Origin of the sequence: Streptomyces hirsutus (assembly GCF_001418415.1) — a bacterium.
GTDB classification, from domain to species: Bacteria; Actinomycetota; Actinomycetes; order Streptomycetales; family Streptomycetaceae; genus Streptomyces; species Streptomyces hirsutus.
In genome coordinates this window covers 1-13,095 of sequence record NZ_LIQT01000314.1, presented here as the reverse complement: position 1 = coordinate 13,095, position 13,095 = coordinate 1, and the positions used below count along the sequence as shown (strand labels likewise).

Here is a 13,095-nt window from a genome sequence, read left to right as displayed (position 1 = left end):
GGTCCACCCAGACCCGGTCGGTCACCGACGTACTCGTGTCGGCACCCGACCGGGTCTGGGTGGACCGGGGCGGCGGACTGGAGCTGACGGGCGTCTCCTTCCCGGACGCGGTGGCCGTACGCAGGCTCGCCCAGCGGCTCGCCGCCGTGGCCGGCCGGCGCCTGGACGACGCCCGGCCCTGGGTCGACGCGCGGCTGGCCGACGGGACACGGCTGCACGCCGTGCTGCCCCCGGTGGCCGTCGGCTGCACCTGCCTGTCGCTGCGCGTCGTACGGCCCCGCGCCTTCACCCTGGACGAACTGACGGCGGCGGGAACGGTGCCGCCGGGCGGCGACCGGATCCTGCGCGCGCTGCTCGGCGCGCGGCTGTCCTTCCTGGTCAGCGGCGGCACCGGGACCGGCAAGACGACCTTGCTCAGCGCGTTGCTGGGACTGGTCGGTCCGGACGAGCGGATCGTCCTCGCCGAGGACTCGGCCGAACTGCGGCCCGACCATCCGCACGTCGTACGCCTGGAGACCCGGCCCGCGAACCAGGAGGGCGCCGGACTGGTCACGCTCGAGGACCTGGTGCGCCAGGCGCTGCGGATGCGGCCGGACCTGCTGGTCGTGGGGGAGGTGCGCGGCCCCGAGGTGGTCCATCTGCTGGCAGCCCTCAACACCGGACATGAAGGCGCCGGGACCGTCCATGCCAATGCCGCCGCGGACGTACCCGCCCGGCTGGAAGCGCTCGGCACGGCGGCCGGGCTCGACCGTTTCGGGCTGCACAGCCAGCTGGCGGCCGCCCTGTCCGTGGTGCTGCACCTCGTCCGTGACCGGACCGGCCGACGGCGGATCGCTGAGGTGCACGTGCTGGAACGGGACCCGTCGGGGCTGGTGCGGACGGTGCCCGCGCTGCGCTGGAGCCCCGACGCGTTCGTCCCCGAGCGGGGGTGGGAGCGGCTGCGGGAACTGCTCCGGAACACCGGCGACGGCGGCGGACTGTGAAGGGGCGGCTCGTGGGAGGCCGCCGGGTCGCAGAGGAGCGGTCTCCGGGCGATCGGCCCGTGAACGGGCGGCCGTTGAACCGGTGGAGGCGGCAGACGGTGAGAGGGGACCGAGGGTGAACGGGACTGCCGGAATGCCGATGGGGACGGCCACGGTGTGCCTCGGGGCCGCCGCGTGGCTGCTGGCCGGCCGACGGGCCGGAGCCAGGCGGGCACGGTTGCTGCTGGCCGGTGGGGCACCGGTCGGGAGCGGGCCGCCGGGATGGCTCCGGGCGATCCGTGCGTGGGGACGCATCCGGGGACGGCTGCGGGCCGAATGGTGGGCCCTGGCCGCCGGGGCGGTGCTGGCGCTGCTGGGCACCTCGGTACTGCCGCTCGTCGCGGGCACGGCCGGGGTGCCGCTGCTGCGGCGGGCGCGGCTGGCCGCTGGGGAGCGCCGGGTCCGTGAGCGCAGGGGCGACGCGGTGATCGCACTGTGCGGAGCCCTCGCCGGGGAGGTGCGCGCGGGGCGGCAGCCGGGTGAGGCACTGTCACCGGCCGCGCGTGACTCCGGCGGGCTCGGCGACGCCCAGGCGGCGGTGCTGGCGGCCGCACGGTTCGGCGGTGACGTCCCGGACGGGCTCGTGGTGGCGGCGCGGCAGCCGGGCGCCGAAGGGCTTCGCGGGCTCGCAGCGTGCTGGCGGGTCGCCGTGGACCAGGGGGCGGGGCTCGCGGCCGGACTCGACCGGCTGGAAGCGGCGCTGCGTGCCGAACGGGACCGGCGTGCCGACCTGCGCGCCCAGCTGGCCGGCGCCCGCGCCACCGCGGTGATGCTCGCGGGGCTCCCCGTCCTGGGGCTGGGGCTCGGCGCGGCCCTCGGGGCCGACCCCCTGCACATCCTCCTGCACACCCCGTCGGGGCTCGGCTGCCTTGCGGCCGGCGGGGTCCTGGAGGGGCTGGGGCTGTGGTGGGTGCTGCGGATCATGCGGGGTGCCGAGGAGGCGTCGGCATGAGCGGCGACGTTTTCCACGGGCTGGGGATCGTCGTGGGGGCGGCGTCGGCACTCGGCTGGCCGGCCTGGTGGCTGAGCCACGCGCGGTGCGAGCGTCGGCTGCGACGACGACTGGCCGAGACGCTGGCCGTGGAACAGGCGGTGGCCCGGCCACGCCTCACGGTGCCGAGAGGCGCACGCGAGTGGCTGCCCCCGATGGGAGCGGCCTGCGCGGGCTGGGTGCTGGTGGGCGGTCCCGCCGGAGTGCTGGTGGGGCTGGCCGGAGCCGCCGGACTGTGGCGGTGGCGCCTGCGGCAGACGGCGGCCGGGGCGCACGAACGGGAACGTGCCGCGGCCCGCGCGGCGCGGCAACTCCCTCTCGCAGCCGACCTGCTGGCTGCCTGCATCGCGGCCGGCGCCGGGCCCGTACCCGCCGCGCAGGCGGTCGGCGAGGCCCTGGGCGGGCCGGTCGGGGACGCGCTGGCCAGAGGCGCGGCGGAGGTGCGGCTCGGTGGGGAACCGGGCGCGGCCTGGCGCCGGCTGGCCGCCGTGCCGGGAGCCGCGGCCCTGGCCCGGCTGCTGGAACGGGCCGACGTGTCCGGGCTCCCCATGGCCGCGCCCGTCGCGCGGCTCGCCGCGGAGTCCCGCGCGCGGTGGGCCCGCGCGGCGACGGCACGGGCACGGCGGGCCGCCGTCATGGTCACCGCGCCGGTGGGTCTGTGCTTCCTGCCCGCCTTCGTCGCGGTCGGCGTGCTGCCCGTGGTGATCGGGCTCGCCGGCGGGGTGCTGGGAGGAGGTGGTCGATGACGGACGGGAACCGAAAGCGGCGGCAGGACGAACGGGCAAACGGACGGACGACAGACATGTCGAGTGGTGTTTCAACAGGACCTTTCGATAAGGGGGTTGAGATGTATCAGGTGGTACGGGCGCGGCTGCGCGCCCTGGTGCGCAGGATGCGCGCGGCACGGAAGGACACCGGGATGGTCACTTCCGAGTACGCCATGGGCATCGTGGCGGCGGTGGCGTTCGCCGTCGTGCTCTACAAGGTCGTCACGAGCGGTCCGGTCGACGCGGCGCTGACGAAGATCGTGGAGCAGGCGCTCGATGGCCGGATGTGAACGGCGCTCGGACCGCGGCTTCGTGACGGCGGAGTCGGCGATGGTGCTGCCCGTGCTGGTGATGTTCGCGATGGCGCTGGTGTGGGGGCTGTTGGTGGTGGCGGCGCAGATCCAGTGCGTGGACGCGGCCCGCACCGGTGCCCGCGCGGCGGCCCGGCAGGATTCTCCCGGTGCGGTCGTCGAGGTGGCCCGCCGGGCGGCGCCGTCCGGCGCGGAGGTCACGGTGAGCCGGGAGGCGACGCAGGTTCGTGTGGTCATCGTGGCCAGGCCCCCGCTCCTGCACGGGCTGCCCTTCGAGGTACGGGAGGAGGCGGTGGCGGCCGTGGAGGAGACGGCGGGGGCGGACACGTGAAGCACGGGATCCGCGACCGGCGGGGACGGCGGAGCGGCCGGGCGCGCGGCCGAGGGCATGAAGGCGGACGTGGGGCCGGTCCGCCGGACCGGGGGCCCGAGCGCCGTGCCGGCGGGGAGTGCGACGGGGTGCGCGTCGCACCGGCCGATCAGGAGGCCGGACCCGGGTGCGGCCTCCGCCGGGACAGCGGCCGGCACCGGGACAGCGGCCGGCACCGGGACGGTGGCCGGAACCCGGCCCGGTGGCCGGGCCGGCACCGGTACTCCGGACAAGACCCCGACCGGGGCTCCGCGACCGTCTGGAGTGTCGGGGCCATCGCCGTGCTGTGTGTCGTCTTCGGCGTCGTCCTCACCCTGGGGCAGGCCGTCGTGGTCCGGCACCGGGCGGCCGGCGGTGCGGACCTCGCCGCGCTGGCGGCGGCGGACCGGTGGATGGACGGTACGACGGAGGCCTGTGCGCGGGCCGGCCGGGTGGCCGGGGCGCAGGGCACGCGTCTGGTGCGGTGCACGGTCGCGGGCGAGGTCTCGGACGTGTCGGTGGCCGCGGGACGAGGACCGTTCGAGGCGGAGGTCAGAGCGCGGGCGGGACCGGCCGGCCCGCCGGCCACCGCCACCGCTCACCCCTGGCCGGCCTCCGCCGCCCTGCCGCCCGTCCGGCCCGTCGGGTCGGTCCGGTCCGTCGGGTCCGTCCCGTCCGCCTCCGCCTCGCTCTCCTTCGCCGGTGCACCCTCCAGCAGCACCGCGAGAAGCCGTACCGCACCTCGTTTGTGCAGCGGTTCGTTGCCGTTTCCGCACTTGGGGGACTGGATGCAGGACGGGCAACCGGCCTCGCACTCGCAGGAGGCGATGGCCTGCCGGGTGGCGGTGAGCCAGTCGCCGGCGGTGCGGAAGGCGCGCTCCGCGAAGCCGGCCCCGCCCGGATGACCGTCGTAGACGAAGACGGTGGGCAGCAGGGTGTCGGGGTGCAGGGGCACGGAGACCCCGCCGATGTCCCAGCGGTCGCAGGTCGCGAAGAGGGGCAGCATGCCGATCGACGCGTGCTCGGCGGCGTGCAGGGCGCCGCCGAGGATCTCCGGGTTGATCCGGGCCCGGTCCAGCTGGTCCTCGGTGACCGTCCACCACACCGCGCGGGTGCGCAGCGTACGGGGCGGCAGGTCGAGTTTCGTCTCGCCCAGCACCTCGCCGGTGATGACACGTCGACGCAGGAAGGAGACCACTTGGTTGGTGACCTCGACGGAGCCGTAGCACAGGCGGCCGTCGCCCCACGGGATCTCGGTGTCCGTCTCCAGCACGGAGACCGACGTCGTGTCGCGGGCGACCGTCGTATAGGCCGGGGCGGCCTGTTCGACCAGGGCGACGGAATCCTCCAGGTCGAGGGAGCGGACGAGATACGTGCGGCCCTGGTGCAGATGGACCGCGCCCTCGTGGACGGTCGTGTGCGCGGCGCCGGCGTCCACCGTGCCGAGCAGCCGTCCCGTACCGTCCTCGACGACCTGGACGGGACGGCCGCCCTCCCCGCGGATGTCGGTCAGGTCGGCGGCCCGTTCCCGCCGGGTCCAGTGCCAGGCCTTCGTCCGGCGGCGGAGCAGCTTCGCGGCCTCCAGCTGCGGCAGGAGCTCCGCGGTGGCCGGGCCGAACAGCTCCAGGTCCTCGTCCGTCAGCGGCAGCTCCTCGGCCGCCGCGCACAGGTGCGGGGCGAGTACATAGGGGTTGTCGGGATCGAGGACGGTGGATTCCACGGGCCGGTCGAACAGGGCCTCGGGGTGGTGGACGAGGAAGGTGTCCAGGGGGTCGTCGCGGGCGACCATGACGGCGAGGGCGCCCTGCCCCGACCGCCCCGCACGGCCCGCCTGCTGCCACAGGGACGCCCTGGTGCCCGGGTAGCCGGCGATCACCACGGCGTCCAGGCCGGAGACGTCCACGCCGAGTTCCAGGGCGTTCGTCGCGGCGAGTCCGAGGAGTTCGCCGGAGTGCAGGGCACCTTCGAGGGCGCGGCGCTCCTCGGGGAGATAGCCGCCCCGGTAGGCCGCCACCCGCCGGACCAGCGAGCGGTCGACCTCGGCCAGGCGTTCCTGGGCGATCACCGAGATCAGCTCGGCGCCGCGCCGGGAGCGTACGAAGACGACCGAGCGGACGCCCTGCACGGTGAGGTCGGTCAGCAGGTCGGCGGCCTCGGCGGTGGCGGTACGGCGGACGGGTGCGCCCTTCTCGCCGTGCAGCTCGGTCAGCGGAGGCTCCCAGAGGGCGAACACCAGTTCGCCGCGAGGCGAGGCGTCGTCGGCGACCTCGACCACCGGCAGGCCGGTGAGGCGGCGGGCGGCGACCGCGGGCTCGGCGGCGGTCGCGGAGGCGAGCAGGAACACGGGCGAGGCGCCGTAGCGGGCGCAGAGGCGGCGCAGCCGGCGCAGCACCTGGGCGACGTGCGAGCCGAAGACGCCCCGGTAGGTGTGGCACTCGTCGACGACGACGTACTTCAGCGACTTCAGGAAGGAGGACCAGCGGGCGTGGGACGGGAGGATGCTCCGGTGCAGCATGTCCGGGTTGGTCAGGACGTAGTTGGCGTACTGGCGAATCCACTCGCGTTCCTCGAACGGAGTGTCGCCGTCGTGGACCGCCGCGCGCACCGAATGGCCCAGAGGTTGTGAAAGTTCCTTCACAGCACGGCACTGGTCGGCCGCCAGGGCCTTCGTGGGAGCCAGGTAGAGGGCGGTCGCACCGCGGCCGTTCGGGGCCTCGGAGCCGTCCAGGAGCGCTGACAGGACCGGCGTGAGATACGCCAGGGACTTGCCGGAGGCGGTACCGGTGGCGACCACGACCGACTCGCCGTCCAGGGCGTGTTCGGCGGCGCGTGCCTGGTGGGCCCACGGATGGTCGATGCCCGCGGCCTGCACGGCGGCGAGCACTTCCGCCCGGATCCGGTCCGGCCAGACGGCATGGCGACCCGCGCGCGGGGGCAGGTGCTCCGTATGAGTAACGCGCGAAGCCCTGCTCGGCCCGGCGGCGAGCCGGTCGAGGAGCGCTCCCGGCGAGGGCCGGGGAGCGCTGTCCGTCGGGGACCGATCGGGTCGGAGATTCTTGGCCATCGGCACCGAGTGTGTCACCGGCATGACGGACAATGGGGCCAAGGCGTCGTGCACGCCTGCCGGTAAGTGATTGAATGCCATCGCGGCTGGCGAACCGTCCCGGGGGCTGAGCCGAGATGCCCCAAGGGCGACCGCTCGATAGCTAGGTGCTGGAGGATCCGTGGACCTGTCCCTGTCGACCGAGACCATGGGCGATCGCACGATCGTCAGGGTCGGTGGCGAAATCGACGTATATACCGCGCCCAAGCTGCGCGAGCAGCTGGTCGAGCTGGTGAATGACGGCAGTTTCCACCTTGTCGTCGACATGGAGGGTGTGGATTTCCTCGATTCAACCGGACTCGGCGTGCTGGTCGGCGGCCTGAAGCGTGTGCGTGCCCATGAGGGCTCGTTGCGCCTGGTCTGCAACCAGGAGCGCATTCTCAAGATCTTCCGTATCACCGGCCTCACCAAGGTGTTCCCGATTCACACCTCGGTCGAGGAAGCGGTGGCGGCCACCGACTGATCACCGGTCCCGGGCGTCCGCGCCCGGGAGAGCAGTGAAGTACGAGGAGGACCGGGCTCTTCGGCGGCCCGGTGCCTCCGCCACAGCACGCCCGAAGTTTGCGAGGGGGATGCATGGCCACCGTTGAGCTCCGCTTCAGCGCGCTGCCCGAGCATGTCAGGACCGCCCGACTGGTGGCGGCGGCGGTGGCGCGCAGGGCCGGAGTGGACGAGGCCGTCCTCGACGAGGTCCGGCTCGCCGTCGGTGAGGCGTGCACCCGTGCCGTCGGACTGCACCAGAACGGAGGAATCTCGGCCCCTGTGAAGGTGCTGCTGATCGAGGAGGAGAAGCAGTTCTCCATCGAGGTCGGTGACGAGGCGCCCCACACGACTCCCGGCGGGCACACGCCCGGGGCCACCGGGGCCGAGATCGAGGAGGACGAGATGGGCCTCGCGGTCATCAGCGGGCTCGTCGACGATGTCGAGGTCAGTGCCGGGGAGCACGGCGGATCGATCCGCATGAGGTGGTCCACCACGCCGCCGGCCACCTTCCCCGTCTGACTCGGCTGACTCGTCTGACCCGGCCGACCGGACGTATTCGGCTCACCCGACTGCGCCGGTCTCATCCGATCGCACCTTTCTCACCCGACTGCGCCGAATCACCTGATTCGCTCGCTTCACCCGAACAGCGACCCGTGTCGAAGGGCCCCACCCGTGGGGCCCTTCGGCATGTGCGGGTGTCATCGCCCGCGCCTACAGTGGTCCCTGTGCCGGCCGTCCCCGCCGAGCGGCCCCTGTGGGAGCAGTCCCGGCGCGAGCGGTCCGCAGTACCGTTCACCGCGTGAATTGATTCACGATCAGCCGGGTGATCGAAGAGGTTTTTGCGTGATCACCGAAAGGATCATTCGCCTGATCAGGTGAATGATCCGTCGAATGCCCCAGTGGTATTACAGATTTCGGTTGCCGGATCGTTCGACGATCATTGCGCGAAGACCGTGTGCGGCGATTTACATTTAACGCACTCTGTTTTGATCAGGTTCCTGGTACCTACAATCCCGTCCACATCTTGAGCTCAGCCCAAGCGTCAAGGAGGACGAATGGCGGGGCTTTCCCTCTCACATCAGCCGAGCCAACCCATCTCCCTCGCGGCTGCCGTGCTGACCGACGACAACCGCGTGCTCGTGGTGGTCATCGGGGTCGTAGCGCTGGCGGCACTGGCCGTCGCGGGGGTCCTGGTGCGCCAGGTCCTCGCGGCCGGCGAGGGCACCGAAAAAATGAAGGAGATCGCCGCGGCGGTCCAGGAGGGTGCGAACGCCTATCTGGCCCGCCAGCTGCGCACGCTCGGTGTATTCGCCGCCGTCGTGTTCTTCCTGCTCCTGCTGCTGCCCGCGGACGACTGGAATCAGCGTGCCGGACGATCGATGTTCTTCTTGATCGGAGCGGCGTTCTCGGCGGCCACCGGATATATCGGCATGTGGCTCGCCGTCCGCAGCAATGTGCGAGTCGCCGCGGCGGCCCGCGAGGCCACACCGGCTCCCGGAGAGCCGGAAAAGGATCTCACCGCCGTCTCGCACAAAGCGATGAAGATCGCTTTTCGCACGGGCGGCGTGGTCGGCATGTTCACCGTCGGGCTCGGCCTGCTGGGCGCCGCCTGCGTGGTGCTCGTGTACGCGGCCGACGCGCCGAAGGTGCTCGAGGGCTTCGGGCTCGGGGCCGCGCTGATCGCGATGTTCATGCGGGTGGGCGGCGGCATCTTCACCAAGGCCGCCGACGTCGGCGCCGACCTGGTCGGCAAGGTCGAGAAGGGCATTCCGGAGGACGATCCGCGCAATGCCGCGACCATCGCCGACAACGTGGGCGACAACGTCGGCGACTGCGCGGGCATGGCGGCCGACCTGTTCGAGTCGTACGCCGTGACGCTGGTGGCCGCGCTGATCCTGGGCTCGGCCGCGTTCGGCGACGCCGGACTGGCCTTCCCGCTGCTCGTGCCCGCGATCGGCGTCCTCACCGCGATGGTCGGCATCTTCGCGGTGGCCCCCAGACGCACCGACCGCAGCGGCATGAGCGCGATCAACCGCGGGTTCTTCATCTCCGCGGTGATCTCGCTCGTCCTGGTCGCGATCGCCGTGTACAGCTATCTGCCGTCGTCGTACGCCGGCCTCGACGGCGTCACCGACGCGGCGATCCAGGGCAAGGACGGCGACCCGAGGATCCTCGCGCTCGTCGCGGTGGCCATCGGCATCGTGCTCGCCGCCCTGATCCAGCAGCTCACCGGCTACTTCACCGAGACCACCCGGCGTCCCGTCAGGGACATCGGGAAGACCTCGCTCACCGGCCCGGCCACCGTCATCCTCGCCGGGGTCTCCCTGGGGCTCGAATCGGCCGTCTACACCGCTCTGCTGATCGGCCTCGGCGTGTACGGGGCGTTCCTGCTCGGCGGTACGTCGATCATGCTGGCGCTGTTCGCGGTGGCGCTGGCCGGCACCGGCCTGCTCACCACGGTCGGTGTGATCGTCGCGATGGACACCTTCGGGCCGGTCTCCGACAACGCTCAGGGCATCGCCGAGATGTCCGGCGACGTCGAGGGCGCCGGCGCCCAGGTGCTCACCGACCTGGACGCCGTCGGCAACACCACCAAGGCCATCACCAAGGGCATCGCCATCGCCACGGCGGTCCTCGCGGCGGCGGCCCTGTTCGGCTCGTACCGTGACGCCATCACCACCGGCGCGCGGGACGTGGGCGAACGGCTCAGCGGTGAGGGCGCGCCGTTGAGCCTGATGATGGACATCTCGCAGCCCAACAACCTCGTCGGACTCATCGCGGGCGCGGCGGTCGTCTTCCTCTTCTCGGGGCTGGCGATCAACGCGGTGTCGCGTTCGGCGGGTGCGGTGGTCTTCGAGGTGCGGCGGCAGTTCCGCGAGAAGCCCGGGATCATGGACTACAGCGAGAAGCCGGAGTACGGCAAGGTCGTCGACATCTGCACCAAGGACGCCCTGCGCGAACTCGCCACACCCGGTCTGCTGGCCGTGATGGCCCCCATCTTCATCGGGTTCACGCTCGGCGTCGGGGCGCTCGGCGCCTTCCTGGCGGGCGCGATCGGCACGGGCACGCTCATGGCGGTGTTCCTCGCCAACTCCGGTGGCGCGTGGGACAACGCCAAGAAACTCGTCGAGGACGGCCACCACGGGGGCAAGGGCAGCGAGGCCCACGAGGCGACCATCATCGGCGACACCGTCGGCGACCCCTTCAAGGACACCGCGGGGCCGGCCATCAACCCGCTGCTGAAGGTGATGAACCTGGTGGCGCTGCTCATCGCGCCCGCGGTCATCCAGTTCTCCTACGGCGCGGACAAGAACGTCGGCGTGCGGGTGCTGATCGCGGTTCTCGCCCTGGCGGTGATCGTCGGCTCGGTGTACGTGTCCAAACGGCGCGGGATCGTCATGGGTGACGAAGGCGATGCCGCACCGGATTCCAGAACGGCCGATCCGGCGGTGGTTTCGTAGGACCGGCCACCGAGGGCGGCACAAGGTGCGGGCGGACGGCGCGTGTTGACGATGCGTCGCCCGCCCGCGCTGTGCGATGCGCGCCTCCGCCGTGAGCCTTCTCTCTATGGTGCAAATGGCTCTAAAGGTGATCTTAATGGACGTTCGACGAGGAGATGTCGCGCATCTGCCGTGTATGTTCCGGGGCCGGGAGCCATGGAAGGGGCCGATCCGGTGAACAAGAAGCTCGCGGCCGCGCTGTCCGGCGGCGCGGTACTGGTACTGGCGCTGACGGGATGCGGCGGCGGTGAAGACAACAACGAGAAGCTGAACTCCTGGGCGGACCAGGTCTGCGGCGCGGTGCAGCCGCAGGCGAAGAAGATCCAGTCCGCCAACGCCGCGATCCAGAAGGAGACCTCGGACAACAGCACCCCGGAAGAGGTCCAGAAGACCGACTCGAAAGCCTTCCAGGACATGTCCGACGCCTACAAGGCGATCGGTGCGGCCGTGACCAAGGCGGGGGCGCCGGACGTGGAGAACGGCGAGAAGAAGCAGACGGACGCGGTCAAGGAGCTCAACAGCATCTCCGCGTCGTACGCCTCCCTGAAGAAGCAGGTCGACGGGCTCGACACGGACGACCAGGCGAAGTTCGCCGACGGCCTGAAGGACATCGCCACCGAGCTGGACAAGCTCAGCAAGAGCGGCAACGACGCCCTCAAGACGCTGGAGGAGGGCGAGGTCGGCGAGGCGATGGCCCGGCAGGCCAGTTGCAAGACGGCCACCGGTTCGGGGCAGGCCACGACGGGCTGACGGCGCGACAACGCGACAGCGCACAGCCGCCCTCACCCCCGCGCCTCCGGAGCCGCCGCGGCAGTCGCTACGGTCACGGCGGCCGCCACCGCCGTGACCGTCGTGACCGCCGCGGCGGTCACGGCACGCGCGGGGTGAGGGCGGCGGCCACAATGGAGGGTGTGAGTAACCCCGGCCTGCCGCCCCTGCCCTCGTCCGACCGTCCCGACACCGCCGCCCGCCTCCGGGACGCGCTGCTCGGGGCCTCCTTCACCGCTGACGGACTGCTCGAACTGCTCGGCGCCCCCGCGTACGCGGCGCTGGCCCGCAGCGAGACCGTGCCCGCCTTCCGGGCCACGCGCGGGGACACCCCGCTGGAGACCCTCGTACGTCTGTTCCTGTTGCAGCAACCCGTGCCGCACGCGCGCGTGGCGGCCGTGCTGCCCGTCGACGCCTGTCTGGAGGACGGGTGGCTGACGCGCGCCGGCGCGGGCGACGTCGTCGCGACCGTGGACGTACGGCCGTACGGCGGGCCCGCGGACGAGGACTGGTTCATCGTGTCCGACCTCGGGTGCGCGGTCGGCGGCGCGAGCGGCATCGGCAGTGCGCACGAGGGCGTCGTCCTCGGCGCCGGCGGGGCGTCCACGACCCTGGCCGGCATCACCGTCCGCACGCCCGTCGCCTCCGCGCTCGACCTCGGCACCGGCTCCGGCATCCAGGCGCTGCACGCCACCCGGCACGCCACGCGCGTGACGGCCACCGACGTCAACCCGCGCGCGCTGCGCATCACCGCGCTCACCCTGGCCCTCTCCGGGGTCCCGGCCGCCGACCTGCGGGAGGGATCACTGTTCGCACCGGTCCGCGCGGACGAGAAGTACGACCTGATCGTGTCCAACCCGCCCTTCGTGATCTCGCCGGGCGCGCGACTCACCTACCGCGACGGCGGAATGGGCGGGGACGATCTGTGCCGCACGCTCGTTCAGGAGGCGGGGGAACGGCTCGGCGACGGCGGGTTCGCGCAGTTCCTCGCCAACTGGCAGCACGTCGAGGGGGAGGACTGGCAGGACAGACTCAGGTCGTGGGTGCCCCGTGGGTGCGACGCCTGGATCGTGCAGCGCGAGGTGCAGGACGTCACCCAGTACACCGAGCTGTGGCTGCGGGACGCCGGAGACCACCGCGGTGACACGACCGAGTACCGGGCGCGGTACGACGCCTGGCTGGACGAGTTCGAGGCGCGCGGCGTGAAGGCGATCGGCTTCGGCTGGATCACGCTGCGCAGGTCGGGCAGCGACCGGCCGTCGATCACGGTGGAGGAATGGTCGCATCCGGTCGAGCAGCCGCTCGGGGACACGGTGCGGGCCCACTTCGAGCGGCTCGACCATCTCCGTGCGCACGACGACGCGGCACTGCTCGAAGCGCGCTTCAGGCTGGCCGCCGAGGTGGTGCAGGAGCAGGTCGGGCTGCCCGGCGCGGAGGACCCGGAGCATGTGGTGCTGCGCCAGAACCGCGGCATGCGCCGGGCCACCCGGGTGGACACCGTCGGCGCCGGCTTCGCGGGTGTGAGCGACGGCACGATGAGCGCGGGCCGCATCCTCGACGCCATCGCCCAGCTGCTCGGCGAGGACCCGGTCCTGCTGCGCGACCGCACACCGGCCCAGATCCGGCTGCTCGTGGAGCAGGGCTTCCTGGAGCCGGTGCAGTGACGGGACGGGCCTGTCGGTCCTGGGGCCGGCCGGGGAAACGCGGATCCTGAGGCCGGTGGTGAGACCAGTGGTGAGGCCGGTGGGGCGAGTGAGCCTTGAGGCCGGTGGGGCGCGTGGGTCCTGAAGGCCGACAGGGG

Annotated in this window: 11 protein-coding genes and 1 pseudogene; 11 read left to right on the top strand and 1 reads right to left on the bottom strand. The window is 72.5% G+C overall.

What is annotated here, in order from left to right; all coding sequences use genetic code 11:
* From AOK11_RS23020 to AOK11_RS46820, 6 genes and pseudogenes are all read left to right on the top strand, one after another.
* A partial coding sequence (locus AOK11_RS23020; protein WP_055595629.1) for a TadA family conjugal transfer-associated ATPase occupies window positions 1–983 on the top strand: 983 nt, incomplete at its 5' end.
* A gap of 139 nt (window positions 984–1,122) precedes the next feature.
* A complete protein-coding gene (locus AOK11_RS23015) occupies window positions 1,123–1,974 on the top strand; it encodes a type II secretion system F family protein (RefSeq protein ID WP_055595628.1) in 852 nt (283 codons plus the stop codon).
* A complete protein-coding gene (locus AOK11_RS23010; RefSeq protein ID WP_055595627.1) occupies window positions 1,971–2,759 on the top strand; it encodes a type II secretion system F family protein in 789 nt (262 codons plus the stop codon). The genes AOK11_RS23015 and AOK11_RS23010 overlap by 4 nt, the downstream gene beginning before the upstream one ends.
* A gap of 101 nt (window positions 2,760–2,860) precedes the next feature.
* Window positions 2,861–3,070: a DUF4244 domain-containing protein gene (locus AOK11_RS23005; protein WP_055595626.1), complete on the top strand. Its 210-nt coding sequence runs from the start codon at window positions 2,861–2,863 to the stop codon at window positions 3,068–3,070.
* Window positions 3,057–3,422: a TadE family type IV pilus minor pilin gene (locus AOK11_RS23000; protein WP_055595625.1), complete on the top strand. Its 366-nt coding sequence runs from the start codon at window positions 3,057–3,059 to the stop codon at window positions 3,420–3,422. The genes AOK11_RS23005 and AOK11_RS23000 overlap by 14 nt, the downstream gene beginning before the upstream one ends.
* A pseudogene (locus AOK11_RS46820) lies at window positions 3,419–3,952 on the top strand (Rv3654c family TadE-like protein); the annotation flags it as partial. The gene AOK11_RS23000 and the pseudogene AOK11_RS46820, both read left to right, overlap by 4 nt.
* A gap of 86 nt (window positions 3,953–4,038) precedes the next feature.
* Here AOK11_RS46820 and AOK11_RS22995 read toward each other — a convergent pair.
* The gene (locus AOK11_RS22995) at window positions 4,039–6,585 is read right to left on the bottom strand and encodes a DEAD/DEAH box helicase (protein WP_240497455.1); all 2,547 of its coding nucleotides are present in this window, start codon (window positions 6,583–6,585) and stop codon (window positions 4,039–4,041) included.
* Window positions 6,586–6,664: 79 nt separating this feature from the next.
* On the opposite strand from AOK11_RS22995, the gene bldG reads away from it, so the two are divergent.
* The 5 genes from bldG to AOK11_RS22970 all read left to right on the top strand — a co-directional run bounded on the left by bldG (window position 6,665) and on the right by AOK11_RS22970 (window position 12,958).
* Window positions 6,665–7,006 carry an anti-sigma factor antagonist BldG gene (bldG, locus tag AOK11_RS22990; protein WP_003991900.1) on the top strand — a complete coding sequence of 114 codons (342 nt, stop codon included), beginning with the start codon at window positions 6,665–6,667 and terminating at the stop codon, window positions 7,004–7,006.
* 113 nt (window positions 7,007–7,119) lie between these two features.
* Window positions 7,120–7,545: an ATP-binding protein gene (locus AOK11_RS22985; protein WP_055595623.1), complete on the top strand. Its 426-nt coding sequence runs from the start codon at window positions 7,120–7,122 to the stop codon at window positions 7,543–7,545.
* A 536-nt stretch (window positions 7,546–8,081) separates the two neighbouring features.
* Window positions 8,082–10,487, top strand: a complete 2,406-nt coding sequence (locus tag AOK11_RS22980) for a sodium-translocating pyrophosphatase (protein ID WP_055595622.1) — start codon at window positions 8,082–8,084, stop codon at window positions 10,485–10,487.
* Between the two features lie 195 nt (window positions 10,488–10,682).
* Window positions 10,683–11,276 (top strand): hypothetical protein, encoded by a 594-nt coding sequence (locus AOK11_RS22975; RefSeq protein WP_055595621.1) that lies wholly within the window; start codon window positions 10,683–10,685, stop codon window positions 11,274–11,276.
* A gap of 152 nt (window positions 11,277–11,428) precedes the next feature.
* A complete protein-coding gene (locus AOK11_RS22970; protein WP_206188903.1) occupies window positions 11,429–12,958 on the top strand; it encodes a N5-glutamine methyltransferase family protein in 1,530 nt (509 codons plus the stop codon).
* Window positions 12,959–13,095 lie beyond the last annotated feature (137 nt).